The organism is Mycobacterium sp. HUMS_12744610 (genome assembly GCF_041206865.1).
Taxonomy (GTDB): Bacteria; Actinomycetota; Actinomycetes; order Mycobacteriales; family Mycobacteriaceae; genus Mycobacterium; species Mycobacterium servetii.
Genome location: NZ_JBGEDP010000003.1, coordinates 1 through 26,315 on the forward strand (window position 1 = coordinate 1; position 26,315 = coordinate 26,315).

At 63.6% G+C, this 26,315-nt stretch carries 28 protein-coding genes; 4 read left to right on the forward strand and 24 right to left on the reverse strand.

The window, feature by feature from the left end; translation table 11 throughout:
• Positions 1 to 1,024 precede the first annotated feature (1,024 nt).
• Both AB8998_RS30765 and AB8998_RS30770 read left to right on the forward strand, forming a co-directional pair.
• Entirely contained in the window at positions 1,025 to 1,369 is a 345-nt protein-coding gene (locus tag AB8998_RS30765; protein WP_369738284.1) for a helix-turn-helix domain-containing protein, read from the forward strand.
• A gap of 26 nt (positions 1,370 to 1,395) precedes the next feature.
• Complete coding sequence (locus AB8998_RS30770) at positions 1,396 to 2,445, forward strand: transposase (RefSeq protein WP_369738131.1); 1,050 nt, start codon at positions 1,396 to 1,398, stop codon at positions 2,443 to 2,445.
• Positions 2,446 to 2,998: 553 nt separating this feature from the next.
• Here AB8998_RS30770 and AB8998_RS30775 read toward each other — a convergent pair.
• The 4 genes from AB8998_RS30775 to AB8998_RS30790 all read right to left on the reverse strand — a co-directional run bounded on the left by AB8998_RS30775 (position 2,999) and on the right by AB8998_RS30790 (position 5,357).
• Entirely contained in the window at positions 2,999 to 3,505 is a 507-nt protein-coding gene (locus AB8998_RS30775) for a hypothetical protein (protein WP_369742078.1), read from the reverse strand.
• Positions 3,506 to 3,755: 250 nt separating this feature from the next.
• Positions 3,756 to 4,181, reverse strand: coding sequence for a cytotoxic translational repressor of toxin-antitoxin stability system (locus AB8998_RS30780; protein WP_369742079.1), 426 nt, complete (start codon positions 4,179 to 4,181; stop codon positions 3,756 to 3,758).
• Entirely contained in the window at positions 4,178 to 4,606 is a 429-nt protein-coding gene (locus AB8998_RS30785) for a prevent-host-death protein (protein ID WP_369742080.1), read from the reverse strand. The genes AB8998_RS30780 and AB8998_RS30785 overlap by 4 nt, the downstream gene beginning before the upstream one ends.
• Positions 4,607 to 4,640: 34 nt before the next feature.
• On the reverse strand, positions 4,641 to 5,357 hold the full coding sequence (locus AB8998_RS30790; RefSeq protein WP_369742081.1) for a hypothetical protein: 717 nt from the start codon (positions 5,355 to 5,357) through the stop codon (positions 4,641 to 4,643).
• A gap of 724 nt (positions 5,358 to 6,081) precedes the next feature.
• On the opposite strand from AB8998_RS30790, the gene AB8998_RS30795 reads away from it, so the two are divergent.
• Both AB8998_RS30795 and AB8998_RS30800 read left to right on the forward strand, forming a co-directional pair.
• On the forward strand, positions 6,082 to 6,555 hold the full coding sequence (locus AB8998_RS30795; RefSeq protein WP_369742082.1) for a hypothetical protein: 474 nt from the start codon (positions 6,082 to 6,084) through the stop codon (positions 6,553 to 6,555).
• 234 nt (positions 6,556 to 6,789) lie between these two features.
• Positions 6,790 to 8,094, forward strand: coding sequence for a TnsA endonuclease N-terminal domain-containing protein (locus AB8998_RS30800; protein WP_369742083.1), 1,305 nt, complete (start codon positions 6,790 to 6,792; stop codon positions 8,092 to 8,094).
• A 13-nt stretch (positions 8,095 to 8,107) separates the two neighbouring features.
• Here AB8998_RS30800 and dnaB read toward each other — a convergent pair whose 3' ends face one another.
• The 20 genes from dnaB to AB8998_RS30900 form a co-directional block, all read right to left on the reverse strand.
• The gene (gene dnaB, locus AB8998_RS30805) at positions 8,108 to 9,490 is read right to left on the reverse strand and encodes a replicative DNA helicase (protein ID WP_369742210.1); all 1,383 of its coding nucleotides are present in this window, start codon (positions 9,488 to 9,490) and stop codon (positions 8,108 to 8,110) included.
• 17 nt (positions 9,491 to 9,507) lie between these two features.
• Positions 9,508 to 10,689, reverse strand: coding sequence for a hypothetical protein (locus AB8998_RS30810; protein WP_369742084.1), 1,182 nt, complete (start codon positions 10,687 to 10,689; stop codon positions 9,508 to 9,510).
• A 699-nt stretch (positions 10,690 to 11,388) separates the two neighbouring features.
• Positions 11,389 to 13,815, reverse strand: coding sequence for a DEAD/DEAH box helicase (locus tag AB8998_RS30815; protein WP_369742085.1), 2,427 nt, complete (start codon positions 13,813 to 13,815; stop codon positions 11,389 to 11,391).
• A 204-nt stretch (positions 13,816 to 14,019) separates the two neighbouring features.
• Positions 14,020 to 14,472: a hypothetical protein gene (locus AB8998_RS30820; protein ID WP_369742086.1), complete on the reverse strand. Its 453-nt coding sequence runs from the start codon at positions 14,470 to 14,472 to the stop codon at positions 14,020 to 14,022.
• A complete protein-coding gene (locus AB8998_RS30825) occupies positions 14,469 to 14,693 on the reverse strand; it encodes a hypothetical protein (protein ID WP_369742087.1) in 225 nt (74 codons plus the stop codon). The genes AB8998_RS30820 and AB8998_RS30825 overlap by 4 nt, the downstream gene beginning before the upstream one ends.
• Positions 14,694 to 14,856: 163 nt before the next feature.
• A complete protein-coding gene (locus AB8998_RS30830; RefSeq protein ID WP_369742088.1) occupies positions 14,857 to 15,576 on the reverse strand; it encodes a MazG-like family protein in 720 nt (239 codons plus the stop codon).
• The gene (locus AB8998_RS30835; protein ID WP_369742089.1) at positions 15,542 to 15,985 is read right to left on the reverse strand and encodes a hypothetical protein; all 444 of its coding nucleotides are present in this window, start codon (positions 15,983 to 15,985) and stop codon (positions 15,542 to 15,544) included. The genes AB8998_RS30830 and AB8998_RS30835 overlap by 35 nt, the downstream gene beginning before the upstream one ends.
• Positions 15,986 to 15,990: 5 nt before the next feature.
• Positions 15,991 to 16,380 carry a hypothetical protein gene (locus tag AB8998_RS30840; RefSeq protein WP_369742090.1) on the reverse strand — a complete coding sequence of 130 codons (390 nt, stop codon included), beginning with the start codon at positions 16,378 to 16,380 and terminating at the stop codon, positions 15,991 to 15,993.
• Positions 16,377 to 16,628 carry a hypothetical protein gene (locus tag AB8998_RS30845; protein ID WP_369742091.1) on the reverse strand — a complete coding sequence of 84 codons (252 nt, stop codon included), beginning with the start codon at positions 16,626 to 16,628 and terminating at the stop codon, positions 16,377 to 16,379. Before AB8998_RS30845 ends, AB8998_RS30840 begins: the two co-directional genes overlap by 4 nt.
• A 43-nt stretch (positions 16,629 to 16,671) precedes the next feature.
• Entirely contained in the window at positions 16,672 to 17,235 is a 564-nt protein-coding gene (locus AB8998_RS30850) for an ATP-binding protein (RefSeq protein WP_369742092.1), read from the reverse strand.
• A gap of 49 nt (positions 17,236 to 17,284) precedes the next feature.
• Entirely contained in the window at positions 17,285 to 17,821 is a 537-nt protein-coding gene (locus tag AB8998_RS30855; RefSeq protein ID WP_369742093.1) for a hypothetical protein, read from the reverse strand.
• Positions 17,822 to 17,882: 61 nt separating this feature from the next.
• Positions 17,883 to 19,628, reverse strand: a complete 1,746-nt coding sequence (locus AB8998_RS30860) for an SNF2-related protein (RefSeq protein ID WP_369742094.1) — start codon at positions 19,626 to 19,628, stop codon at positions 17,883 to 17,885.
• The gene (locus AB8998_RS30865) at positions 19,625 to 20,068 is read right to left on the reverse strand and encodes a hypothetical protein (RefSeq protein WP_369742095.1); all 444 of its coding nucleotides are present in this window, start codon (positions 20,066 to 20,068) and stop codon (positions 19,625 to 19,627) included. Before AB8998_RS30865 ends, AB8998_RS30860 begins: the two co-directional genes overlap by 4 nt.
• A gap of 237 nt (positions 20,069 to 20,305) precedes the next feature.
• Complete coding sequence (locus tag AB8998_RS30870; protein ID WP_369742096.1) at positions 20,306 to 20,881, reverse strand: DUF1643 domain-containing protein; 576 nt, start codon at positions 20,879 to 20,881, stop codon at positions 20,306 to 20,308.
• A gap of 136 nt (positions 20,882 to 21,017) precedes the next feature.
• Positions 21,018 to 22,703: an IS1634 family transposase gene (locus AB8998_RS30875; protein WP_369736745.1), complete on the reverse strand. Its 1,686-nt coding sequence runs from the start codon at positions 22,701 to 22,703 to the stop codon at positions 21,018 to 21,020.
• Positions 22,704 to 22,812: 109 nt separating this feature from the next.
• The gene (locus AB8998_RS30880) at positions 22,813 to 23,397 is read right to left on the reverse strand and encodes a helix-turn-helix domain-containing protein (protein WP_369742097.1); all 585 of its coding nucleotides are present in this window, start codon (positions 23,395 to 23,397) and stop codon (positions 22,813 to 22,815) included.
• A 247-nt stretch (positions 23,398 to 23,644) separates the two neighbouring features.
• Positions 23,645 to 24,040 (reverse strand): WhiB family transcriptional regulator, encoded by a 396-nt coding sequence (locus AB8998_RS30885; protein WP_369742098.1) that lies wholly within the window; start codon positions 24,038 to 24,040, stop codon positions 23,645 to 23,647.
• Positions 24,037 to 24,510, reverse strand: coding sequence for a hypothetical protein (locus tag AB8998_RS30890; protein WP_369742099.1), 474 nt, complete (start codon positions 24,508 to 24,510; stop codon positions 24,037 to 24,039). Before AB8998_RS30890 ends, AB8998_RS30885 begins: the two co-directional genes overlap by 4 nt.
• A 194-nt stretch (positions 24,511 to 24,704) precedes the next feature.
• Positions 24,705 to 24,995, reverse strand: a complete 291-nt coding sequence (locus AB8998_RS30895) for a WhiB family transcriptional regulator (protein ID WP_369742100.1) — start codon at positions 24,993 to 24,995, stop codon at positions 24,705 to 24,707.
• 509 nt (positions 24,996 to 25,504) lie between these two features.
• The gene (locus AB8998_RS30900; protein WP_369742101.1) at positions 25,505 to 26,281 is read right to left on the reverse strand and encodes a hypothetical protein; all 777 of its coding nucleotides are present in this window, start codon (positions 26,279 to 26,281) and stop codon (positions 25,505 to 25,507) included.
• Positions 26,282 to 26,315 lie beyond the last annotated feature (34 nt).

The window sequence follows — 26,315 nt, forward strand, 5'->3', positions numbered from 1 at the left end:
TCGCCGGCTGCGCCGGCTCCTCCTACCGGGCGGGCAAGCCCGCCCGCGAGATGTGCTGTTCGCCAACCGCTTTCGCGGTTGACTCGTATTTTATTGTGCCGCAACATTTTTGGTTATGCGCCGCTGACGCGGCGCTGCTGACAGCTCCTTTATCGTTGTGGCTGAATCGCTTTCGCGATTCAATGAGTGACACGATACGCCGCGCTCCGCGACGGCTGCCTCTTGCCATACTCACGATAGTTACTCCTATTTCGTTGCTATACAATAGCTTTCACTTACCATACCATAACTATGGTTATCCCACAGCCGTTTTAACAGAAGCAGCGTCCCAATTATTGATTATATAATCGGTTTATCACCGGGGACATCCCGACGCGCTCTCCGCTGATCCTTCGTCGCGGCCCGCCCCGGCATCGCATCAAACACCCGACCCCCTGCCGACGCTCACGCGCCGGCCACACCGCGGCACCGAGCCCACCCCGACAACCTCACCCAGCCACCGGCAGGCCACACCCCACCACGCTTACCGCAGCACCCCACACCCGCTACAGCACCACCAGCCAGCCACCCCATCACACGCCACCGCACCCCACAGGCCACACAGCCCACCAGAGACCCCTCGGCCCCCGAACCACCCCAGGTCGCTTAACCCACCCCCGACCCAGCCCACACCAAGCCCACTACCCCGTCACCAACCACGGATTAGCCCGCACCAACAACACATCGGCATGACACGCCAACCCCAACGGACCCGCCGCCGTATCGGCATCAGTCCATGCCTCCAACGACGTCGACATTGTGTCCGTCATTTCTCTCTCCTCGCTAATTGACTCTCCGTACCTTCAACGGACATCTGTTTGATGTCGTTAATGCCGGCCCGCTCCACGTCACGGCCGAATAGACCCAGCGCTGTGGTCTTGGCACGCCAGGCCAATGTGTTTTGCGTCTGACTTCGCGATAGAGATCGGTGTGTCGATCAGACGACATCCGACGGGTTCTCCGAGCTCTCTTGGAGGATCTGATCATGTCCGAAGCAAACTCTGGTGGCGACCGCTCGCACCGTCGCCCGAAGCGGTTCTTGAGCCCGTCGCAGAAGTACGAGATATGGCTGCAGCTGGTACGCCAGGAGGTGACGATCGCCGAGGCCGCCGCCAACCATCAGGTGGATCGCACGACGATCATGCGCATCCGCACGATCGCCAAGGAAGGTGCGCTGGCCGCGCTGGCGGCAGCCAAGCCAGGCGCGGCGGCCCGCCAACGCGACTACGAACTCGATGCCGCCAAGGCCGAGAACGCGCGGCTGTCCGAGGCACTCAAGGAGATGGCCGTGCGGCTGACGTTGGTCGAGGGAAAAGGGCGCTGGGGCTAAGTGGCCGAGTCCCACACCGTGTCGACGTGGCCACCAAGACGGCGCTGTTGGGCTTGCTCGACCAGGCGGTCGATGAAGGTTGGACACTGCGCCAGGCATGCCATGCGTTGGAGCTCGGCGAGCTGCGGGCACATCGCTGGATCGCTCGCCGAGCGATCGGCCAGCTGGTCGACAAGATCCCTGGTGGGTCGCCCATGCATGGGCTGCTCGACGAAGAAGTCAGCGAGATCTTGGCGTTGTTCGACCAGTGGGGCGAGACCGACCGCTCGCACCGCAAGCTTGCTCACCGCGGCTCTTATCTGGGCCGGGTATGGGTGTCACCGTCGAGTGTTCGTCGGGTCCTGTTCTTGGCGGACAAGCACTTTCGACCACTTCCCAAGCCTGGACGTTCTCAACGCAAGCCCTTCCCGGATTGGGTGGACTACAAGCCGAACTCGATCTGGATTTACGATACGACGCACTTCACCAGGGCGGGGATGGCAGTGTTGATCATTCAGGATTTGGTCTCGCGCAAGTGGATCACCGAGGTCGTCTCCGCTGAGGAAACCTCCACCCAGGTCGAGATCGGGTTCACCGACGCGCTCGACATCGAGGGACTCCTGCAGGCCGTTGAGCGACGCGCCGACGGCCTGGTCGATATCGGCATCGACGACCAGGCCCGGCCGATCCTGCTCGCGGTGTCCGATAACGGTCCCCAGATGACGTCGGGCTCGACGCGGGAGTTCATGGCCATGTCTGCGATCGCCCAGCACTTCGGACGCCCCGGAACGCCGACCGATCAAGCCTGGATCGAGAGTTTCAACGGGCACCTCAAGGCCGAGTTCCCGCACCTGCTCGCGATCGAGGACCCCGCCACCCTGCGCGCCGAACTTGCCGTCACCCGCCAATTCTGGAACGGAGTCCGGTTGCACGCCGGCATCGGCTATGTCACGCCCAACGACGAACACGAAGGACGAGGGGAGGCCATCCGCAAAGCACGCCAAGCCGGGCTCGAATCCGCCCGCAACCGCCGACTTGCCTGGCACCGCCAGCAAAGGCACACTCAACCCATACAGGATCCCGACGATGTTGTCTGATCAAACGCGAATGTCTATCGCAAAGTCACCAGGACCGAGGCGAGCCCACCCCTGGCGACCTCGCCGGAGCGCTTCGACTTCTCGCCACAAGAATCGAACCCACTCCTCAGTTGGATACCCGTTGAAGGTAGATCGGAGCAAACATAAATGCCCCACAGCACAACTGACGAGCGTTATGGATTTGAGAGTCCACTTGTCGAGCGACTTCTACATGCGGTGGACTCCGTCTCCCACGCCTGACCACGCTGTCTTCCAACGCCGTGACCGCCTCCACGATGTGGGCGTGCCAGGGTGCACAACGATGACCGAGCGCTCCGGAAGTCCTTCCAGCGCGCTCGCCGAAGTAATCAGTTCAGCTGTGGGGGACCATAATTCGGCGACCACCAACTGCTCAGTCTGCCGCCGCCACTCGTCCTCGCTGGTCACGATCAGACCGCAGCCACAACGCCCCTGCTCGCCATCGCCAACCATCCAGTCGCAGTCATGAGCGCTGACAATGGATTCGGTGCGCGTGCGATCGGGTGTGGTGATCGTCATTGCCCGCCTCGAGTCTTTACGGGTTGGTTGATGTGAGCACCGTGAGCGCTCGGTCGTAGCTGTGAATCGCGGCGCGCATACTTGTGACCGAGGCTAGGTGCGCCTGCGCGGCGGCGACGTGAGATTCAGCAGCTCCCACCGCGGAGTCCGCCATCACTGCGACCGCGGCCCGTAACGATGACAGCGCGTCGAGCAGGTCGGCCGTCGCGCCAGCCTTCCGTAACTCATTCGTCATCGCTAATGTCCATGTCCGCGGCCCGGCGTAGCGGTCGCTCAAATACGCGACGATCCTGGACTGTGCATCCGGCGGCAACGGAGCGACAACATCGACGATGACGGCCAGCGCCCCTACTTCCTCGTCGATCTGCTCGTCGACAGATTCGTCACCCGCCGAGCCGCTATCTACTAGCTCCATGTGGCGTTGCCTCCTTAATCGGTAGGACATTTCGGATCGATGCAGCCCTGACAGCGCGGCCCGCCCCATCACCGCAACGTCCTCACCTGCAGCATTGACGGCCAGCAACCTTCTACCGGGTGGCAGTGCCGAGTGCGACGCGACACCGGGGCACAATCGGTGTCCACCCGAGGCTGAATAAGAGTCGCGCGCGCCATGCCCAGCAATGTAAACCCGAGGAGCGACAGTTACCGACAGCCGAAGAAGCGGGCATACAAGAATTACGATTCGATGCACCGTGCATCGCATTGTGGTCACTGAATGAGGCCTTCAACCCGTCCGCATAGAAAAAGCCTCGGCGGCCGATAAGACGCGCATCTCAGCGGCCCTCGGTCCAAAACTGATTGAGCCGTCCGATTGCCTCGTCGCGGGTCAGGCCGGCAATATCCTTACGGCTGAGGCCAACTCGGTTGACGAGAAGTGCGGCCACTTCAGCAGGCACCGCCTCGGCGGTTTCTTGAACACTCGCCCGCGCCGGGCACTTGTTGTCACGTACCGCGGCCCAGAAAGTGGACTCGTCGACCTGTAACTGATCACGCAAAATATGGGCCCACAGGCGCGGGCCGTAGGTCTGGCGATTCGGCGGGTGAGAAATGCGAGTCCGAAGGACCCGCCCATCGGGTAGACGGAGTTCGTATGTGATGTGGTGAGTTCCGGTGCGGCCGAGCGCATCACGGACAGGCGTCCACCCTTCCAGGCGGCAGAAGGCGTCGTGATCCGCCCGAGTGGGTGCGGGCCATGTCACGCCTGGCCTGCCAGTTGTCCGGCGGTCAGCCAGCTCGAGAGCTCGTCATCGGTAGACACCGCACTGAGTTGCGGAATCCACCAATTATCAGCGTGGTTAGGTGCCGCGTGCAGCCGCTCAGTCCAGTCGGTCGCGTACTCACGCAGAGCGTCGATCATGTCCGTCGCCGCCTCCGCCAAAGTGGGGCCATCAGCAGAAAGGGGCGTGTTAGGAATGAAGATGGACCAGCCGTCAGCTTCGGCGATCACCTCGGGTTGGCGCGCCTGCACCTCGAGGAAACGGCGCAGACGCTCGCCATCGACGAGTGCGAACGCCGCCTGGTCGCGACGTAGCCCCGCTGGTAGACCGCGCGCCGCCGCGTCGAGCATTTTCCTTAGGTGAGCTCGACCTTCGGTGACGCTGTTGAACCAAGCAGAGGCTGTCATGTACATTAGTGTACAGCCTGTACATGACGCCTTCTCATCCGCAATGAGCGGAGGCGACGACCGTGGGCACGAATTCCCGCACCGCCCCACCCGGCTTTGCCGCGATCGCCCCTGCCGCACCGCGGTTAAAAACCTGGATGCGGCAGCCGAACACAGCTAGATCCTCCTCGGACACCGGCGTATAGCTCGTCAGCTCGCCGGTGAACGTCACCTGCGTCGCGACAACGAAGTACACCGAATGACCGCGGGCCTGTCCAACGGCCCGCATCGCCGCATCCAGAAACACCACGGTGCGATCGATACCGCAGTACAGCCCATCGAGGAATACCACAATGGGCTTGCGCTTCCGGGCTTCGTTCACTTGATCACCGAACCGGCCGCCCAACAGCTCCGGCGCGCCCCCGTGATCGAACGGCTCCACAAAGTGATCGACCGCCGTCCCCAGCACGAAACATTGCTTCTCATCAGCGATCGACCAGCTCTCAACCCACGGGCATCGCCGCCGAAGATCGGCAGCCATCGATCTCATCAGAGCCGTCTTCCCACCGCCGGTAGTACCGGTAATCAACACGGGGCGTTGGTGATTCAGGTCAATCATCAACCGCCGGCGCCGGCGACCGTGGAGGCCAATGGTAATCTTGACGGGCAACAGATGTGGTGCCGCAGTGCGCCGCTTCGCTTCCGGGTAGGGCATGTCCGCGTCGCGCGCGAGCTCGCGAGCGGCTTTCTTCCAAGCAGATGAGTCAACCATGGGGGATTCAGCCTCCAATCAACCGGCGAGCGCGTCCCAGATTCGCTCTACGCCGTGATCGGTTAGGCGGTACGCATGGCCCAGTGGGTCCTGGTCCCGGAAAGATTATGACTCTCTGATCTGGGCAGTGAGCCGCTAGCATCGGGATGTCCGCCGTGCGTCGGCGTTGCTGTAAGCATAGCGCCAAGGTGGGACAACCGGCACACGGATCACGGTCCGCGTCGCGGGCACAGGTACGTGATGACCTGCTTGCTGGCCGTCGAAAAACTGAGCACCTGATGTCGCACCGTGAAACCTGGGGCCGCAATAGCTGGCGCTACCGATTAGCTGCGTCGGGCGACGAATATCCCGAGGTCGAGGCTGATCTCGACACCATCCTTTTCGACGACGATCCGGGAGTTCTGCGCGCCAGTTGCCGACAGATAATCCCGCCGTTGAGTGACTCGAGGATTCGTTCTCGTTGTACGGGCGTGCCGGGTTCGGGTTCAACACCGAATTGGACATCGACGCACCTTGGCTCGGCGCCTATTCGATCTGGCAGTGCGGCCTGCTCCGGGAGCGCCTCCATCGCGATAGCGTAGTCATCGGAGAATGCACAATCGTTCGCGGCGCCAGACGTCGGGATAACTGGCGGGCAACATAACGAGGCCGTGTCGCGGGCAGTCGAGGATTATGCATCGAATGGCAGGATCTGATCCTGCCTCTGACGGGGATACTAGGAAATATGTCCGAGAAGGAACCTCACCGGATTCGAGTGCCGATGCACGCTGCAACGGTACCTTCCGGGCACACCACGATCGCTGTTGAGAACGCGATCACTTTGGCCCGTGCGGTACTTGACTCAGCACCCGCGCCTTTTTCCCCGAAACTACGCCGCACTCTGTCAGAGGTCGTGTATCGATGCGCGGTCGTGCCTGAGGCCTACGAGAATCCAGAATGGTTAGCGCTGCGCGATCAAGTCTTGCCGCCCGGCGTCAATCCCCTGCTAGACCTCTTAGGGCAGGTGTTACCGCAAGTCGCCGCGCTGGCCAAGGCAGAACCGAATCCTGTGATCGATCAGGCCTTGGCGGAGTTAGGTGATCTACCGGAGAAGCTTCTTGCTAGCTGTCGGGGCGAACCTGTGCCCGCTGCGCTTCAGCGGATCTACCTAGTAACGGTGCGTGAGATCCTCCGCCGAGTGCTCGACAGGCCACGATGAAGAACTCCGGCAGCAGCTTGGGCTTGGCCACTCGACGTGAGATTTGGGCGCTCTCAATGAGACTCCACACGTATTGTAGGTTCTCACGCTCGACGTCATTTGCCCGACCGCCTGACCTTGATATCCGAACCGTCTCACGTCGACCGCATGCAGCCTTCGTCTCACGTAAGGGCTTTGACTCCCGCATTTTGCGCGGCCCTCTCATGTCGGAAGTCGCCGTTACCGTTTGATGCTATGGCTGACCCTCTGCCGTTGTCGCCGCCGCCGCTGGCACATCCCTCTGACGTCGATCAGTTCTGTGTCTGGCTCGATGAGCTGGCCTACGATGTCGCTCCGGTCCACGATCTCGTGTCGTCGATGCTCAGCCGCTATTCCCGCGATGACCGCGAGCACGACATCCTGACGAGGCGATTCGGCATAAACGACCGGGATCGCGCCACCTTGCAGGAGATTGGCCACCAACATGCGATTTCACGCGAGCGGGTCCGCCAACTCGTCGACCGCTCCGTGATGCGGGTGGCCAGCCGGGCGCTCACGTCCGTGGAGGGCAGAGCTGCCCGCGATATGTTGACTGAACGGTACGGTTCCACCGCGGATATCGAGCCACTTGTTCGGCGGCTCACTCTGGAGGCTTGCGCAACCGAGACTGGGCCATTGACAAAGAACTTTGCAGTTCTGAAACTGCGCCTCGCCGGGCACCGTGTGTCTGACACCAACCGACTTGCCAACGAAGTCCGCTCCCGAGTCGCTAGAGTTCGTAGTCGGCTACGAACTCTAGAGCGTATTGAGCGCAATACGGCCGTAGCCGACAACTACGCAACCTCGCACCTGCAACGCTGGCTCAGCCACATCGAGTGGCCGGCCGACACCACCCAGTCGCACTGCCCGATTCCCGACCGTGCAGTTCGCCAGGTCGATGTGGATGAAGAAGGGCACGGCGCAACATTTCTCGACAAGCTCGGCCGCGATGCCGCGTGGGACAGCCGGTTCGAGGCGCGGCTGTTGCGGATCTTGAATGACAGCCACTTGGTCGCGACGTTTCAAGAACAACCTGTGCAGGTCCCTTACCAGTGGGGCGGTCACACAAAGTCTTACTACCCCGATGTCGTGGCACAGCTGCACGATGGCCGTACGGTGCTGATCGAGGCGAAACCGATCTATGAGGTCGCGTATGCGGTCAATCAGGACAAGTTCGACGCGGGACGCGTTTTTGCGCACAGCCGGGGATGGGGCTGGCTGGTGTGGACAGACCGATGCAGCATCCCTGAACTGAGACGACGCGATGTTGATCCTGTGCTGGCGGAACGTATTACAGCCGCAGTCATGGCCGGGGGTCTCGATTGGAGCACCATGCGATGCTTCAAGGCTCAAGGCCTTCGGCTTCTCGACCTGATCACCTTAACGATCGTCAACCGCTGGCGGTGGGAATGCGAACCGTTTCGGCTCACGGTTACCCGATCTGGAACCAGCGTGTCTCACGAACTTGGCGGATCCGCCATCGCTACGCCATCACTCGTGAGATTCCGCCACGTTCCGTGAGAACCTACACGTATCAATAGTGGCGTGGCAGGTCGCGAAACATGCTCATATGCAACATATTTGCCACAGCGATTGTTCGCGGCGCGGGTCCGTTGCGCTGTTTGGCCAGGACCAGATCTGCTTCTCCAGCTCTGGGGTCAGTGGGATCGTATCCGTCGGGCCGATGGATAAGGATAACCATGTCCGCATCTTGCTCGAGCTGACCACTTTCACGTAAGTCTGACAACTGCGGCGTTTTGTCGACGCGTTGTTCGGGACCCCGGTTGAGTTGGGACACCGCGATGACGGGCACGTCGAGTTCTTTGGCTAAGAGCTTCAGATTGCGCGAGAACTCGGCAACCTCGGCTTGTCGCGATTCGACCTTTTTGCCCGAGGTCATCAGCTGCAGATAGTCGACCACCACAGCCCGGAGATCGGTTTTCTGCTTGAGCCGACGAGCTTTGGCCCTGATTTCCATCATCGTGAGGTTCGGGGAGTCGTCAATATACAGTGGTGACTCACTGATCTCGCCCATCCTCCGCGCCATCTTTGTCCAGTCATCGTCACTGAGTCGTCCAGATCGTATGTCCGCCAACTTGATCCTCGCTTCGGCTGACAGTAGGCGCATCACGATCTCTGATTTGCTCATCTCTAAGCTGAAGATGACGCTAGGCATTCCATGTTTGATCGAGCAGGATCGTAAAATATCGAGTGCCAGTGTCGATTTGCCCATACCTGGCCTGCCGGCCACGATGATCATCTGTCCCCCGTGCAGGCCAGTCGTGATTTCATCGAGCTCGGCGAAACCCGTTGGAACACCGTGAGCCAAGCCGCCACCGGATTGGATAGCGTCAATCTCATCCATCGTCGGTTGCAGCAGGTCCTCGAGCAAGGCAAGGTCATTAGAGCCGCGCTCGTCGGTGACGTCGTAGATCTCAGCCTGCGCCCGGTCGACCACATCGGCTACGTCGGCGCCCTCCGCGCCTGCGTACCCGTACTGAACAACCCGGGTTCCTGCGATGACTAGACGTCGCAGGATCGCCTTCTCGGCAACAATCCCGGCGTAGTAGCCGGCGTTGGCCGCTGTCGGCACTGTCGAGATCAGCGTGTGTAGATACGGGCCCCCTCCAACCCGCCTGAGCAGTCCGCGGCGGTCGAGCTCGGCGGCCGCCGTCACAGCATCAGCGGGCTCGCCGCGACCGTAAAGGTCCAGGATGGTGTTGTAGATGACCTGATGGTTGGGCCGGTAAAAGTCTGCAGGCCGCAACTTTTCGATGACATCGGCGATCGCATCTTTGCTCAGCAGCATTCCACCGAGCACCGACTGCTCGGCGTCGAGGTCCTGTGGTGGCTGGCGCCGATCGTCGAGATCGGTGTCTGTCTGGCCCGGCGTGCGTCGCTGCTGCGCCGGCGAGATGGGGGTCTCGACGTCTGTCATGCGCACTCCCTCGCTAGTTCGTCGTCCGCCGGTCCGGCGGTGAAGTCAGCGGCCATTGCGGGCCAGCAGCGGTCGCAGACCGGGGCTGGCAGCGGCATTTCCGTGCGTAGTGGCGCGTGCGGGTCGTGACACTGAATGCAGCCGTTGACGGCCAGGTCCAACAGCAGGTCCGTCCCGCCAGCAGTCGTGGCGCTGTCAGCGTCCTGTTCGCCTTGGCTGAGGGTGTCGTGAACCCAGCGGTGCAACGCCGCTGCCAGTGACATTTCAGGGTGAAGCCGCTGCGCTCGCGCGCCGGCATTGGCTAGCGCCGCGATCGGATCGGGAATCCCCGCACCGAATTTGACCTCGTGTGCTTGCAGAATCGTGCGTCGTTGGTCTGGTGTGGTGACGGCGGCCACATCGGAATACCAGCACGTCGTGGCTTGCTTGGCGGCTCGTCGCGCGCGAGCGGCGTCTTCGCGGTCCCATTGCGCCTGAAGGGGTTTCAGGCGTGGGCCGACGTCGCGCATGTTGTTGCGCAGCCGCCACATCGCCAGCTTGTAGGGCGCACCGAGCCCGGCTGGCAGCTGCTTGCCGAGGATGTGCAGGATTTGTTCTGGAAGAAACCCCCGCGAGAGCTTGATCCGGATCTCTCGGCCGAGAAGCCACCGCAGGTGCCGGGGTAGCTCGTCGAGCGGCGCGGGGAGCGATCGCAGGATGTAGCTAAGTTCACCCGGGCGAACATCGACCTCAACCGGTCGGGTGGTGTGTGGCTGGGTGCTGCTGCGTGGGCTTGGAGAGTAGTGAGGTATTCCCTTCGGGGAAGATATAGGTACACCGTCGGAAAAGGTGACGGATTGGGTGATGACCCGCCCTGATTTGTCTCGTTGCAGGACCGCGATATCGCGGACAAATTGCCCGTGGATCGCGACTACAGCAAACCCTCCGCGGCCCTGAGCGGGCTGATAGGAGATGAGCTCGTGGCCGGCTAGGGCGGCCAGGGCGCGGCCGACGGTCTTGAGGTCATAACGCCGGCCACCGCGGCGGCTGATCTCATCGACAATCTGAGACAGCCGCAACTGATCGTCGGCGATTTTGGTCCACCGCTCACACAGCAGCCACAGCACCGCTGTCAGGACCCATTGCCGGGCGCCGCGCAGCCTTAGCTGAGCTGCCTGCTCGACGACGCGCGCATGCACGGTTGCGGCGTCAGGGGCAGATACGCGATCCCGATGACGCGGTACGTCACGCCGGCGAATTCCACCTTTGCGACACGCCCATGAATCAGGATCATTAACCCTGTTCAAAGGGTGTTTTTGGGAAACACCGGCGCCAAATGTTGCTTCTACTTCAGGGTAAGAGTTACCCTGAGAACGACCTTGCACGGTTGTTCTCCTCGTTGGCGCGAGGATCGAGAGTCGAAGTTGGTAGCTTCGGTTCTGCACAGATCGGAGTTGGCAGCTCCGATTTCTGAATCGCTTCCCTTTTGAAAATCCCCTTCGGGGGAGGGGATGCGGTTGTGCCCTTTTCAGGCCCGATCCTCTATGTAGTTGTCAAATCCGCAGCAGCGGGAAATAGAACGCTTGTTCGAAAACCTCCTTTACCTAGTCGTTACCTCTAATCCGACCACGCCACTGGCCGGAGAACTTGTACCGACACACCGCTCCGCAGATCGCCAAAATGCGTCGTCAGCGGCATGGTGTGTACTTCGCGAGCCGTTGTCAGGGCAGCGGCAGACACTAAAACTCGATGTCACAGCCGTCTCAGTAGCCTCAGCGACGCCGTGTAGAAAAACGTCGGCCCACCTGGAGCCGGCGTCGCCAATTTGCATCAGGGACCCGCTGAGCTCCGTCCCAGCGGTCTCAGGGCGCTCGGCCAGGAACCGGCTGCCGGCAGGTCTATGCATGAACGGCTCCGTCCGGCGAGCAGATACGGGTGGGATCGCTTGGTGCGCCTTTCAACCCGGCCGCTGGCGTCGACGGGAAGTGAAACCATTTGGGGCCAAAGCGGTCGGTTAGGGCGCGGGCTCGGTGCGGCGCCAACATTCCGGCGCGGCGGGCGGTCTTCTGGTTGTCGAACCATTTCCCCAGGGGCTCACCGGAAGCTGTGACGTAGTCGCGTGCTACACGTAGGTGCCCATGGGCCGCCTCGTAGGCGACGAGCTCAGCCAGCCCCCGCTGCCAGTTGGCCTCGCGGACATCCCATACCCATCCGGGCTGAGCTTCCACCGCCGCCCGCTGCTCAGCGGTCAGCTGTGCGTAGCGTCTGCGGACATTCTTGGTCCAGTGGCCCAGTGCGAAATCGGCAGGGTTGACATAGTTTTGGGGCGGGCAGGCGTGCCCGTAGGTGGCGGCGTATTTGGATAGCGCGACAAGGCCAGCCTCAAAACGGTCATCTGAGGGACGCAGTGAGAACACCTTGAGAGCACGGAGCGCCGCTTCACGGTCTGCGGGCATTCTCCCGGCGGCGATGTCGGCCCGCTGTACGCTGACCCACTGGTCGAGCGCGAAACCGTCAGCGCAACGGTAACGGCGCGGAATGCAGGCGTGACCGTGTTGGTCGATGTAGACACGGAGCCGCTCGTAGGCCTCCCACCAGGCGGCCTCGTGCAGGTTCCATGCCCAACCGTTTTCTGATTGAAGTTTGGCTACCTGTTCGTGGGTCAACCGATCCCGTTTGTGCCGGTTGCCCCGGACCCATGCACCGAGAGGGAAGCCGGTGGCGGTGACGTAATTGGCGGGGACCCGGGCGTCGCCGTGCTCGGCGACGTAGGCCTGTAGTTCCTGGTATCCGCGCTCCCAATTCGGCGTCAGCAGCCGCAGAGACCGTAGTTGCAGCGCGTTGTATAGATCATCGGTGCCAGGTCCGCCGACTGCGTCGAGCAGCACAACCTTCCGGTCCCCTCCACCGCGGTTCGGCGATGATCCCCGGCGCCGCCGATAGACCATTGACAGTTCGTCGGCGAGCTCGGTGTCCTGATCGGCCAACGCCAACAACGTGCGGTAGACGTGCCGAAATCGCGACGACGCCACCTGCGCATGGAGATCCGCGGCAGCGTCGAGGAACACCGGAAGAACAACCACAGCCGGGTCTGCACGCTGGGGGTCTAGGCGCAGGGCCCGACCCACGCATTGGGTGATGTCGAGCTGAGATGTGCGGGGGCCGGCGAACACGACGCCATCGAGAGCAGGAACGTCGATACCTTGACCGAGGCAGCGAACATTGGACAGAACCGCCAAACCCTGGTCTGGCGGCGCTGCAAGCACCTGGAGGTGCTCGTCGCGTTGAAGGGCCGGTGTGTCACCGTCGAGGTGCATGGCGACCAGATCTTCGGCGCGCACCCCGCGCCCATCCACAATGGTGGCTAACGTGTCGGTAAAAGCCCGCGAAGCTGCGATGCTGTTGTGGAACACCATAATTCGCCGCAGGTCATAAGTTCTTGCGGCGGCTGCTACGGCCAGCTGCACGGCAACCTGTTCGACTGGCAGTGGTTGCTCACCGACCATGACCGGCGATCCACCAGCGGTGATCGCTTCACGGACGTCGTTGTCGGTAACTGCCACAACGGCGATCAGATAGTCAGACAGCAGGCCGGCGTCGATCGCGGACCGCACTGACAGCGGCGCCACGATGGGCCCAAATGCGGCCGGATCATCCATGCAGAACGCTGCCTGCGCGGCGTTCTTGCGGACGCGGGGGGTGGCGGTCAAAAAGATCCGGACCGCCGCCGGAACACGATTGTCGTCAACGACGGTGGCGAACGCTGCCTCGAATTCACCAGCGCAGCAGTGCGCCTCGTCGGCGACCACGACGTGCCACGGCGCAAGGTGGTGGTTGCGGTGGGCGTCGGCGATACGCGGGCTCGACTGGTAGGTGGCGAACACCACGACCTGCTCGTCGGAGGGTCCCCGGCTGGCGCGGCGTGTCCGTGCCAGCCACTCGGCGAGCGCGCCCGGCCGTGTTGACACCGGAACGTGCAGATCGCTGGACGCGATCGTGGTGTCGTGGCAGAACACGAACGCCGCCACCGGCCGGCGACTGTGCTTAACCCAGGAATCCAGCGTCTGCTTCAGCAGCGCGACTGTCGGTACCAACACCAGGATCGCCGAACTGCCGTGACGGGCCTGATGCTGGGCGATCCGCTGCCCCAACAGCGTTTTGCCGGTCCCGCAGGGCATCACGACGGTGACGCGGTCGTGGCTGCGCAGGTGGCCGTTGGCCTCGTCGAACGCCGATTGCTGGTGTGGTCGCAGCGCTACCGAGACTGAAGGAGCCACAGACAGCGATCCACGGTCGTCCCAGGTAATAACCTCTGCCGTGGTCATCTGCCGAGATCCGATACTGACGGTGCCGCGCTCAAGGTGTGGTGTGCGCTCACAGCGGTGCCTTCGGCTGAGGGGAAGGACCTGACAAGTCGGATGTCAGCAGACCCATCGCCGGTCCAAAAGCGCGACAGAACACGCACTTTGGCCTCGTTAGCTACCGCGTCTGCGCGCATATCGGAGGCCGTGTCACCGGTCCGCCGCTGGTCAGGCATTGGGCCACCGCGCTCCCTCGATGGCTATGTCGTGTGGGATCCCCGTCTCGGGGACGCGTTCGACCTTGACGTGCTCCTCGGGGTCGTCATCCTGCAACAGCGACCACCAGTCGGCCCCCGCGGTATGGGGACCGCCGTTGTCGCCTGACCGGACTGCTGAGCCCGCTGGTTCCGACAGCGCCGCGGCGTTGGCGGGCGCGGCGCATGCTTCTACAGCTGGCGGCGCTGCCGGGCCCGGTGGCGCGGGTGGGGTGTCCAGGTCGACGATGCGGCGCAGTTCACCGATCTCGTCTTTGGCCGCCCCGGTCGACACCACACCGTCGCTGCGGTGACCGGTGTGCCTCGCGGCCGGCTGCCAGGGGTGACCGTCGGCGCCGCCCACCGCGTCGGCGGGTATCGGCTCGATCAAGGCGTAGGCGGTGCCGTTCATCGCTGCATCCCTCATGACGGTGTCTCCTCATGCGCCTGGCGGGGACGTCCGAGTGAGACAATTCGTCGGCTCAGGCGGACGGCTCCTATCCGTTTGGAGCGCAGGAACGTCAGGGTGAGGTCGACTCCTTCGATCTCACCGATCCAGCCCTCGATCTCGGCGCGTTCGCGGCGCTTGACGAGGTCGGTTTCGATCTCATCAAGGCGGCGGATCATCCTGTGATCGATGTGAAGCATCGGGCAGCGGATACACGCTTGCTCATGGGTGCAGGGCGTCGCATAGGGGGCGTAGCCGCCAATGGTTGGCGTGCGGCCATGCGAGCAGCGCCCAGCGGTGGCACAAGCCGCCGCGGCTCTACCTGAGCCAATGTCTTGGTGTGTCGACGATCTCGGCATAGGGTCACAACTCCTGTCCACCGTGTCCAGCTGTTGCTGGATCGCCGACGTCGGCTCGGGCCGCGACGGTTTGCCAGCGCTGCGCGATCACCGCGGACGCCTTTAGTCCGAGCTGATCGGCGGCACCTAGCGCCGACAGGAACACGTCGCCGAGTTCGGCCACCAGATCGTCGATATCGGCGCGCGCGAGGCCACGTTTAATCAAAGCGCCGATCACCTCGCCGGCCTCCTCGCCGACCTTGGCCACCCGCAACCAATCCGAGCGTTCGACACCCATGCGGTCCAGACACTCCCCCACGGCCCGAGACAGCGAGTCGATGTCGACCACTGGCGATTCGCTGTCCGCACCTATCGGAGAACGCGGATCGGTCTCATCGCGAAGCCGACACGAGATGGGGTCGCGGGGTCGCCGATCGACGCGCAATGGTAAAAGAACGCTGCCGAGCACGCCGCGCAGCTGGGTGAGACTCTGACGCATATATGCCATCGGATCCTGTGAGGCCACAAGACCGTACAGGCCGTCATCTTCGAGCTCCCACAGCATGTTTCGGCGCTCATCGAAAATGTACTCCGGCATCCGCGCCAGCTCCGCGGTGCTGGGATCGTCGACCGAACAGGGCGCAGGGTTCTGTGCGGGGCATGTCATTGAGGCCTCCTGGACCATGGAGCCGTTTCGGGTGAGGGCTGGATCAGAAGGCACGGTGAATCCCTTCGGCGTGCGCACAGACCCGTGATTTCGCGCATGACCGGGCGCGGCGTTCGGCGAAGTCGTACCGCCAATTCAAGATCCACTCGCGGCGCCAGCCCAGGACCGCGCGCAGACGCTCGAGATGATCCTTTGTGAGGTCAGCTAGCGCCCCAGACGGATTGTGTGCCGCCACCACGATGTCGCCGTACAACAGTGGCACGCTGGACGCACCGTACCGCGTGCTCGCCAGCAAGAGCAGGTCGGTGGCGAATATGTTCAGCCGTTGCGTGGTAATGAGTGACGGACTGAACCAAAAATCCAAATCATCATGCGCACTGAGGCTTTCGATGTGCCGTTGGCGCAGTACCTCGGCAATATCGTGCGTGCCGCCGATGGCGATGTCGTGAGCTGTCCGGTTAGTCGTGATGTGAGCTGCTCGGTACATCGTTGCTACTCCTCGATGTGGCTGTGTCGTGAGACCAACGCGGCCGACTCGCCGCGGACCCGTTGGTAAGCAGCGCCTGTTGCCGTGACAGGCGGAGACGGTGGGTCGCTGCTGACGATGGTGATGTGTTCGCCGGGGAACCATGCCTCGATGTCGCGGACACGGCATCCGCCCGACCCGATGCATGCCGCTGCGGCGTCGACGCCGGCGGCAGCCGACTGCACCGCAACCACGCTGCCTCGGCCAGGGCGACGAACGGCGGAGACTACACGGATAGAACCGTTGGCCACGTCATGAATGCGGCGCGCGAAAAGGTCTTCGAACAGATCGCGGTCGCTGTCACCGCTATCGGGCCGCCGCAGGATAGGACCGCACACCTCGTTGAGTGCGGTCATGCTGAGACCGCAACCAGTTCGGCGCCGTCGCTGAACAGTTCAGGCCAGCTACCGGCCCGAACTGTCCAACCGTCAGCCACATACCGTTTGCGGATCGCGGCGTTGCGGCCGATGAGCTTCCACACCGCCGTGATGTCGGTGGCGATCGCCTGGCTGTACCAGGCGTACGCGGCTCCCGTGGGGTCGATGACGAGCCAGCCCGGCGTCAATACCGCCGTCGAGCGGGAGGCGAGAGCGGACTTAGGCATAAGAGTCCCTTTCTGAGTCAGGTTGCTTGACAGTCTGTTTCAGCTAGCGATGACAATGTCGACGATGTTGCGGGCCTGCTGACACAGTCGGTCTTTGAATGACTGAACCCGATGCCGGCCAGTAGGGCGGCGGGGGGTCGTTGGTCTCGACCCATGCGGTCGCGACGGCGACGTCGTCGCCGACATGTTCACGAAGATGGTCAGCGAGACGGATTCGCCGCTGCGCGGCGATGTGAACGTGTCCCAGGCACGGCGCATCGATAACGACAGGACACCGCTTGGCGGTGCGAAACCCCGTGGCCAAAAGGGCCGAGAACGCCTGAAGGGGAAACGTGGTGCGCCTCTGAGCGCCACTGGCGTCGATCTCGACTACTTCTGCAAGCCGCGAGGGGGCATGCCGATCGGGCATCGAGGCGTAGGTGTCGGTGTCGAGCACGACAGCGTCGGCGATCTCCGCTAGTCGCGTTGCGAGCGCGGTCTTCGCGCAGCTGGGATAACCGCAAATGACGACCGCGCACAGGAAGTTGCGATCAACGACGAACTCGCCCAGGCGGACCAGCCCATCTGTCACGACCGGTGCCGGGTACGGGTCACCAAATGTGTTCATAGCTTTCTCGGATAGGGCGCGCCGTATCGCGCTGATAGCGACGTGCACGTCAGCACCCTGTCTCCTCGCTTCCAGATGTGATGGCCGAATTCGTGTGTGCGCCTTCGGGACGAAGCTCGACGAGCCCACAAGGCTGCGCGGCGCGCACCGTGATCCGGTCGCCGTGCCAACGCCCGCACAGCGCAGCCCAGCCATCGGGCAGCACGCGGGGCAGGTGGGAGGCGGCCAGCACAGGCAGCGGGCAACCGTCCCACTGTGCGGCGACAAAGAATTCGTCCTTGTCGACGTTGACGACGACCGGGTACGACATCGTCGAGTCGGCAATCCCTTCGGGGATCGTCGATGTCGCGTCGTAGCCCGGGCCGAGGCGCTGACGCCAGTGGTCAGTCAGGGTGTAGTAGAACGGTGTGTCATCGGCGACCCACCACACCCGCCGCGGTGCCTCCTGGATGAGAGCGAGCACGGCTCGCGTCCGGAGGTCAGTGACGTCGAGCTGCCACGACAGGTAGAAGCCCTCAGCGTCGGGGTCGATGATCGGGTACGGGCCCTCATCGAGCTCCACGACCGGCTCGTAGTACGTGCCCATCACATCACCCCCACCCACAGGGAGCAGACATTGGAAACCGTTGCTGCATAGGGGTGATCGGTCATGCGGACCTCCGCTGCGAAGACTGCTCGTCGATACTGGCCAGGTAGTTGGCGGCGATGCGCTTGATTTGGTCGTAGCGTTCGACGTGTGGCTCGAGCTGGCCTTGACGCGAATCCGCGTCAAGGGGGACAGGATCGAGGATCCCGTCGGCCTGCATCTGCTTGAGGTCAAGAGTTTCCACCATGATGGGGTCGGACCCGGAGTCGGTGACACAGAAGTAGGCCATCGTCGGGACCGTCTGACCGGGCCGGTGTAGCCGCCCCATGGCTTGCTTGTGCGGGCCCGGGGACCAGTCGAGCTCACCGAACACCAGCGTGGACGCAACTTGCTGCAGTCCATCCACGCCGGCCCCGGAGCGCACCGACATGATCAGAACCCGGCAAGAACCGTTCTTGAAAGCCGCGATGCTGCGCGCCTTTTGGGTGTTGGTCTGCTCCCCCGTGTACAGCATCGGCTCGTAGTCGGCCAACTGTTCCATCCAGATCCGGTGGCACGCGTGATGCCAACCCAGAAGGATGACGCGCTGCTGGCTTTGCAGCACCATCTTGACGAAGTCGGCAACGAACGGGGCCTTGGCGATTCCAGTCTGCTGGCGCATCAGCCAGTCGAACTGCCCGGCCGCGCTCCACCGCTCACGCGGATTGGCCGACTGATCGAGGATCAACCGCGCCAACTCGACCGCATTGCCCTCAATTTCGGCTAGCACCTTCGGGTCTGAGGGAACGGGTTGCTCGATCGGATACAGCGGAGGAAGCTCGATACCGATCTCTTCCAGGCTGCGCCGCAACAGTAACCCGTGAGCTTTCAGGTACGAGTTCAGCGCCGCAGGATCAGCGACCATCGACTTGATATGCAGGCTGGAGGTGTTGCACCACTCGCGGGCGAACTCGTCCCGGGACCCCAACACACCAGGCCGTAGCGCGTCGATGACGTTGTAGATCTCCGATCCGCCGTAATTGAAGACCGGGGTGTTGGTGATGCCGATACGGAACCGCGCCGCCGACGCCACGCTCATCGCAGCCTTGTACCGGTTAGAATCGCAACGGCGAAGTTCCTGGGTCTCGTCGAAAATCACTGTTCGCACAAGACCTTTCAACCTGTATTGCCACTTGTCGAGCTTGGCGTAATTCATCACGATCAGATCAGCTACCCGGCCCCGCACCTTCAACGAGTGCAGCTCACCGGTTCGCACCTCGATCGAGGTCAGCATCGGGTAGAACTCAGCCAGCTCATCTCGCCACTGCTGACCCATAACGCCGGTCAACGTCACCACCAGCGCCGGCCGCGCTTCGGGCTGCTCCAACAACGCCAGCGAAGTGACCGTCTTACCCGCGCCCAAAGCGTCGGCGACAAGCACCCCGCCCGACGTCCACACCAGATCCCGGGCGATCCGCTGAGAAGGACGCAACGGCTTAGTCGACTGCACCCAGCCCGGCCCCTCCCCCACACTGAGAGTTTCGCCGGACATCAACCGCGCTACCGCCGCCTCACTGCGCCGGTGCGCCGCGGCCATTTCCTGCAGCCGCCGGCGATCCTGCACCGAGGCGCGCATCGGGTGGCGTCCAACGATCATCTCCAGATCGCGGGCGACCTCATCGGTGCCGGTGACGGTGACCGTGCCGCGGCAGGTGGTGTCGACCCGCGGGAACCACCGCTTGATCCGCATCATCACATCGGGGGTGGCCTCTATTTCCCAAACGCCCTCTGGCAGCCACCGGTACTGACCCGCTACCCGCGCGCTCATCGCAGCCCCGCCCCCGACAGCCCGACGACACGCACCGCAACCCCGTGGATCATCGACGGGATCCGTGACAGTGTCGAAAACCGTGGTGAGGCAACAACGATCGCCGCAACGCGCTCATGTGCGGCGTAACGCCCTAACTGCCAGAGCACCTCAGATCCCGATGCCCGCATTTTGACTTCGATCACCACTCGGCCATCGACGAGAAAGTCCGGGCGGTCTTGCGCCGATAACCGGCACTCGCGCACAACCTCATACCGTGTGGCGGCCCGCAGGACCTGTTCCACCCCGTCCTGGATCTGGGTTTCCCGTTGCCCGCGAATGATGTGTGACCGCAGCACCCCGACCAGGTCCTCGGCCACCCCGACCGCCGAGCCGCCCACGCGTGCCATATCGCCGGCGAGCATCATCGGTTCCTGCGTGACCACACCGTCACCGCCCACCGAAGATTGGCATCGGTCAATGACTCGGCGACGTAACGCTGCAACCACGCCTCACGGCGGGCCACAAGAGCGCGGGTGCGGGTCCGCCGCCGCCTCCAGATCCACACCGCACCAACTACCAGTAGCCAAGCACAACTGGCATGCCATTCCAGGCACAGCCGCACCAGCAGTACGACGCCCAGCGTGAACACCATCAGACGCAACAGACCCAGAACCGGGCCCACACTATGAGGGCCGTCATGGTGAAACATAGTGGCCTCCAACCCCATAATCAGGTTCGACGCATGACGCGACCAGGTCCGGCCACCGAGGATCGACATCGACGAAATCGGTGTGCGCCCCACCGCTGAGGCACTGCAATAGGGTGTTGTGATTCACCTCCAACAGGTGGTGCGGTTGGCCACCGGCCGTCCACTGCCACACCGCCAACTGCCCTCCCGTGCTGCACACCGTGCGCCACAGCCGGGCTGCCACAGCGCGGGCCCGCACCGGATCGGCGCCCTCGCCCCACGCCAACACGATCAGGTCGTGCTCGTCGGCGGCACGCTGCACATACATGTCGTTTAGCGCGCCGACCGGATCGTCGATCGTGGCAGGATCTTTCGGATCGAAGCCGATACCGGCATACAAGTTGACGAGTGTGAATCCGCCGTGACCACTGGCCTCAACCAAGCCCAGCAGATGCCGAACCGTCGCATCATTTCGATACACCCCGGCGGTCGACGGCGCGAGCCCCACCACAGCCAGCATCGGCAGCCGTGGCTTCGGGCAACGAGTCAACTGGTACCGATAACGGCCGTCATCGGAGAACACCGCGTGTGACGCGCTCTTGAGATGCCCTAGCGGGAGTTTCCGGCCTTCGTTGATCGACGGCCTGATTTGCCCTGGTGGGGTTGGGTTTTTGGCAGGGTTGGTGTATTACCCAAGTCGTTGTGTTGGGCGTTGTTGGTCAGCGGGTGGGTGCGTATTGGTGGATTGCGAACAGGTCGGCGAGTCGCTGTTGGGTGGGGCTGGTGTCGGTGAGCATGCGCTGCACGCGGGGCCGTCCCTTGCTGCCGTCGTGGTAAATCAACACGGTCTCTTGGATGCCGGAGAGTTCGTCGAGTAGTTCGCGTACCGACAGGTGCAGCCCGGCGTGCTCGGTCTGGCGGCGCATCAGGTGGGCGACGGCCAGGGCGAGCACGCAGTAGAACACGTGCACCCGGATCTTGGAGTCGGTCCAGTGGTGCATCGGGCTGAACGAGACTACGTGGGGGTCTTTGAGTTGGCGGAACCCGAATTCGGCGTCGGATTGCGATCGGTAGGCGGCCACCACGTCGGGTACCGGCCAGTCGCGGTTGGTGAATAGGATGCGCTTGCCGAACAGCCGTTCTTGCAGGCGCTTTCGGGCCTTGGTGTCGGTGCGCCAGGACAGCCTCAATTGGGCGGGCGTGTCGCCGGTGAGGGTGGTGGTGATGATGTCGGCGACCCAGCGGGGTTTGAGGATCGCGGTGATCTCGGCCTGGACCTGGTCGCGGTCGCGGCGGGTGCGGCCGCGCGCGAGGCGGGCGGCCAGCTCGGCCAGGCGGCGCCGGGCCTTGGCCAGGGTCTGGTCCAGGCCGCGGGATTGTTTGGCCGCCAGGTTCGCCGAGTGGGTGAGTACCGCTCGGCGGGTGACGCCGAGCGCGGTGACGGTGGTGTCGACATAGCTCAGCTCGGGGTAGCGGTCGTCGTCCACGGGCCGGTAGTCCCGGGTCGGGATCTGCAGCAGTTCGGGGTGATCGCTGGGCGGCAGCGAACCGACGAACCCGATCCGGTGCGCCTCCACTACCGCATGGTTGTCGCTGCTGTTTTGCCCGGCGTCATAGACCACGGTCAGCGACTCCACGTGCTCGACCAGGTCCCGGTAGCGGGTGAGCAGTTCGTCGACGACGGTGCTGAACTGGGTGACATCGGGCCGGTCCCCGGGATAGGGGTGGCTGATCACGGGCACCCCGCCGTCGCGGGTGACGACCAGGGCCAGCCCGACCAACCGCAGATCGGTGCGTTTCTGCTTGGCCTTGCCCCGCTGCGCGATCGGCGCGCGGTCGTTGCCGGTGTCGATGAAGGTGGCGAAGTTGGTCATGTCCAACGCCAGCCCGGTCAAATCCAGCCCGAACTCGGTCACCATCCGCCGTCCCAGCCGGGTCTCGATCTCACGCAGTTCGGTCTGGCCGAGGCGGTCCATCGCGTCCCAGAACCGGCGATGATCCAGCGCGGCCCGGTCCAGCTTCACCCACCGTGACCCGGCCGTGGTGGCCCACCAGTCGGCGAAGCCACGCTTGGAACATGGGTCGACAATCCGGTTCGCGCACGCCAGGGCCACATAGGTGCCCACCGGTGCGGCCGCGTTCGCGTACCGGGGCGCCACGTCGTTGACGATGCCGGCCACATCCAGCCGGGCCAGCATCGACCACACCGCAGCCAGATCCCCGAACTGCTTGTGCTGGCTACGGATCGGCTGCCCGGCCGGCGTCGCCGACAGCTTCGCCATCACCTCCTCCGCGCTGCCCAAATACTGCTGCGAAACGATGCGCGGCTTACCTTGCACGCGGGCCGATTCCACCAGGTAGTAATAGGTCTGCTTGCCGCGCCGCTTACCCACGATCGACGCCATATATGGGTAATACACTCCAGCCCCACAAACATCAAGCACCACAACGCAAGACACGCCGATCAGCTACAAAGGCTGGAAACTCCCGCTAGGTGCACGTTCAACGCAAGAGTCATCGCCGAACCCCACTGCCGGACCAACTACCGCGGCTCGTCCATCGCACATCACGGCCGTGCCCGGCCCCCCCAACGCGCCGGATCAGCCCTCGGCCGGCCAACACGCGCAGCTGCCGATATACCGTCTCGTGAGCCAGACCAGGAAATCCGTGATCGCCCAACCGGATACGAAGCTCGGATGTTGTGATGAATCGACCTGAGGACAACAACTCCCCCAAAACAACGCGAATAGCTTCGGTATCTTGATGACCGGCCCGCGGGGCCGTCGACTCACCGGCCCGCGCAGCATCTGCGGCCCGCACAGCCCGCCGCAGCAATGCCGCGTACGCGTCTTTAGTCATCGGCGGCGTCATCGCCGCGCCCAACTCACCCATAGACGAATCAGGCCGAGCCACACGTAATTCCAGCGCATTCAGCCACTGCTGACGACCACCGCCGGCCCGAAGGACTGCCAGAGCCTCGCGCGCCACATGGGCCTGCCGCCGCCCGGCCTCAGCCGCCCGGCGCGAATTAGCGCGGGCCCCAGCACCGGACAGCTCGGGATTATTTGCATATCCGCGCGGCCGGCGCGCACCAGCCATCACGCCGTCACCCCCACGCGGTCACCGATCCAGGCTGCCCGCCGAGCAGCCCCGGCGGCCGCCGCCGCCACAGGCCCACTGGCCGCATAGACGCTGTGGCAGTCCGTACACCGTGTCCGACCCGGCGAGTACCGAGTGACAAAGCAGTCGCGGCACAACCCCCGCCGGTACGCCGCGTCGCCATCCGCAGGTAGAGGCCCAACCGCGGAAAGACTCGCCGCCACAACAGAGTCCACATGTTGTCTGGTCATGCTGCACGCGTCTTCCGGCGTAACATAGCCCGCCGCTCGGTCTCCGACAGACCACCCCACACGCCTACGTCATGCTTGCCGGTCGTCAATCCGTAGGTGCGGCATTGACTCATCACCGGGCATTGCTCGCACAACTGCTTGGCCGCGGCGATCCCCGCGGAATCCTCGCGGAACATCACGTCACCTTGGCCCGCACACGCACCCTGCCAGATGAAATCATCAAGCCTGATTGGCGTTTCCAACGTCGGGCATGGCTGTGCCAAATAACGAGCGACACTGCGTTTCTCAACTTTGAGATGTTCAGCGATCGCATCAAGCGGAGTGCCCCGCCGCCGCATCGTATGCGCGATATAACGCCGGCGAGCCGAATCTACCCGCATAGACCCGCTCATGATCGTGGGGCCTTCCCGCGCACCACGGTTGTCGCTTCCCGAACCTTCCGGTAGTAGCCCGCAGCATCATCAACGCCCAGTCGCCCCAACGCACTACCGACGTCATCGCCGTTGGCGCGAATGCGAGTCCTCGGAACACCTCCGCTGGGCACCGCATCGATACGCAACCGCCGAAATATCCCGGTAACGGTCAACATCGACGACACCGTCGGGCTGGGCACCACCAAATCGCCCCGCGCAGTAAACACTCCCGCGGCGTGCACCGCACCGCGTGCGACACCCAGGGCCGTGAGCAAGCCGTGGCTGAACATCCACCGCCCGCGCCGGTAACCATAGCGGCCTAGCACCGTTTGCGGGTTCCTGATCCGAACGACCGCCCCGGGGCTGTCGACCTCGACGTCAACAGCGGGCTCGGGTAGCCGGCTGGCCAGCCACCGGGCAGTCTTGATGTTGTCCAACGGCACAGCCATAGCACCGTTTTCATGTCGTACGTCTGCTGTCCAGGCGATCAGTCCCGCGACATGCCCGACAAGCACGTCACCGGATTCAGGCAGCCCGCACAGCTCCGCGCGCACCCGCGCAACGACATCGGTATAACGAGGGCTGCCAGTCACGCCCCGCCCCGCCCCGCCGCGCCCATCGACCATGGCTCGAGCCGCCGCGCTCATGCCGGCACCGCCAAGTCCTGGCGGGGCTGGCCGGCGATGATGCCCAGGACATCCATCGCGTCCCGCCGTGCCTTGCCCCGATCCGGAACCCAGATGCCGGCAATGACTCCGTAGATCAACCCGGACTCGTCGTCCAGCGCCTCTTGAGCGCACGACCGCCGCGCCGGGCAACCGCGGCAGACGCTAGCGAGGACCGCCAGCTGCGGTCGGTGCGGCTTCCGCTCGGGCGCCCACATCTCCGGGGCCCCGCCCAGCACGCAGAGCCCCTCGCCCATCGCCGCGCTCATCGCCACGCCCCCAACGCCGACGCCCCCGCAAGCGCCTCATCAGGCCGGCGGCATTCATCGCACGCCGTCTCCCCCGGTAGGCATGCGGCTCCGCAGCAGCCGCACGAACTCACACAGCCGCGGCAGGCCAACTGGCCGTCGACAAACACCGGCTCTCCCGGCACCTCACCGCACAGCGGGCAGCCACGACCGGCAGAATCCGCAAATGAGCTAATCCGCGCGCTGTGACCGCTGGCATGGACCGTGCTCCGTGTAGCGGAGCTATTCGCGCTGGTCGCAGCAAAGTTCTGAACTACAGGTAGCGAAACGCTTGCCCCGGCACCGGCGCAGCCTTTACCCTGAGATGGACTTGGCAAAGTCTCTCCTTTAATGGAGACCCCGGGACTGGAAGCGTCACCTTCCACCCGACCAAAAAGGATCGGAGCGAACCCCCTTCGGGGGGTTTCGTCACACCTGGGGTCTATATGAACGTGTCCGGCAGGCGCATCAAGAGCCGATACGCCCCGAAATCACAGCGGTGCGGCATCACCTCCTGAACCGGTCCGCTTAAGCGACGTCGCACCCGCGGCCTGGATCTCGGCAGCCGCGGCATCGACAAGCCCAGTAAGCAGCGCCCGCTGAGGCAGGGTAAGGCGGTACAGCGCATTGGCCAGAGCCGACGCCTCCGTCCCATCGTGAGGTATCAGACGCGGGTAGATCACCAGCAGCGGCCCGCCAGGCTCAGGAATCTGGGCAATGAAGCCACCGCGGGCGACCTCTTCGCCCAGGGACTCCAATTGCCACCCATAACCCAAAAGTCGCCGCGCCCACCAATACAGCACTCGCACAAGCGGTTCGGGCTGATCACGCACACCCGGAATGCTGTGCTCGCACACCGCAAGCGGAGCCAGCGGAGCCGCCCCATTCAGCAAACCGACCGCACCTGCAAGCTCCTGCACCCACCCGCCGGCGCTGAGCCGCCACACCGCCTCCAACAAGAGCGAGGGCAGGTCGGTGACCACGGGTGTGTCTTGCGGACGCCGGATCAGCTCCACGACTCGGTGCGACGGCAACTCGACGACGACAACTGCGGTTACCGATTTCAGCTCGAACCGGACCCGGCGCACCACGTAACCCTGACGGTTCAACTCTTGCGCCCACCAATACACCGGACGCACCGCCGCAACAGGCTGATTGACGCCGCCACCCGGGACGGGTGCGAACTGCGGCTCGTAACCGGCCAGCAGCGACAGCTCAGGGATGGGGCGGCCGTCGACACCCCGTCCAATAAGTCGCCGCGCGCTCATGTCGAATTCCTTCGTGAGTACCGAACAAGCCTGT

Bases quoted from the DNA above. Each gene is read 5' to 3' on its own strand.
- AB8998_RS30900 (WP_369742101.1), bottom strand. From the start codon at position 26,281: ATGAGCGCGCGGCGACTTATTGGACGGGGTGTCGACGGCCGCCCCATC.
- AB8998_RS30785 (WP_369742080.1), bottom strand. From the start codon at position 4,606: ATGACAGCCTCTGCTTGGTTCAACAGCGTCACCGAAGGTCGAGCTCAC.
- AB8998_RS30875 (WP_369736745.1), bottom strand. From the start codon at position 22,703: ATGGCGTCGATCGTGGGTAAGCGGCGCGGCAAGCAGACCTATTACTAC.
- AB8998_RS30880 (WP_369742097.1), bottom strand. From the start codon at position 23,397: ATGGCTGGTGCGCGCCGGCCGCGCGGATATGCAAATAATCCCGAGCTG.
- AB8998_RS30790 (WP_369742081.1), bottom strand. From the start codon at position 5,357: ATGGTTGACTCATCTGCTTGGAAGAAAGCCGCTCGCGAGCTCGCGCGC.
- AB8998_RS30795 (WP_369742082.1), top strand. From the start codon at position 6,082: ATGTCCGAGAAGGAACCTCACCGGATTCGAGTGCCGATGCACGCTGCA.
- AB8998_RS30840 (WP_369742090.1), bottom strand. From the start codon at position 16,380: ATGACCGCACTCAACGAGGTGTGCGGTCCTATCCTGCGGCGGCCCGAT.
- AB8998_RS30835 (WP_369742089.1), bottom strand. From the start codon at position 15,985: ATGTACCGAGCAGCTCACATCACGACTAACCGGACAGCTCACGACATC.
- AB8998_RS30895 (WP_369742100.1), bottom strand. From the start codon at position 24,995: ATGAGCGCGGCGATGGGCGAGGGGCTCTGCGTGCTGGGCGGGGCCCCG.
- AB8998_RS30850 (WP_369742092.1), bottom strand. From the start codon at position 17,235: ATGAACACATTTGGTGACCCGTACCCGGCACCGGTCGTGACAGATGGG.
- AB8998_RS30855 (WP_369742093.1), bottom strand. From the start codon at position 17,821: ATGGGCACGTACTACGAGCCGGTCGTGGAGCTCGATGAGGGCCCGTAC.
- AB8998_RS30885 (WP_369742098.1), bottom strand. From the start codon at position 24,040: ATGAGCGGGTCTATGCGGGTAGATTCGGCTCGCCGGCGTTATATCGCG.
- AB8998_RS30820 (WP_369742086.1), bottom strand. From the start codon at position 14,472: ATGAGGGATGCAGCGATGAACGGCACCGCCTACGCCTTGATCGAGCCG.
- AB8998_RS30890 (WP_369742099.1), bottom strand. From the start codon at position 24,510: ATGGCTGTGCCGTTGGACAACATCAAGACTGCCCGGTGGCTGGCCAGC.
- AB8998_RS30825 (WP_369742087.1), bottom strand. From the start codon at position 14,693: ATGCTTCACATCGATCACAGGATGATCCGCCGCCTTGATGAGATCGAA.
- AB8998_RS30860 (WP_369742094.1), bottom strand. From the start codon at position 19,628: ATGAGCGCGCGGGTAGCGGGTCAGTACCGGTGGCTGCCAGAGGGCGTT.
- AB8998_RS30765 (WP_369738284.1), top strand. From the start codon at position 1,025: ATGTCCGAAGCAAACTCTGGTGGCGACCGCTCGCACCGTCGCCCGAAG.
- AB8998_RS30845 (WP_369742091.1), bottom strand. From the start codon at position 16,628: ATGCCTAAGTCCGCTCTCGCCTCCCGCTCGACGGCGGTATTGACGCCG.
- AB8998_RS30815 (WP_369742085.1), bottom strand. From the start codon at position 13,815: ATGACCACGGCAGAGGTTATTACCTGGGACGACCGTGGATCGCTGTCT.
- AB8998_RS30800 (WP_369742083.1), top strand. From the start codon at position 6,790: ATGGCTGACCCTCTGCCGTTGTCGCCGCCGCCGCTGGCACATCCCTCT.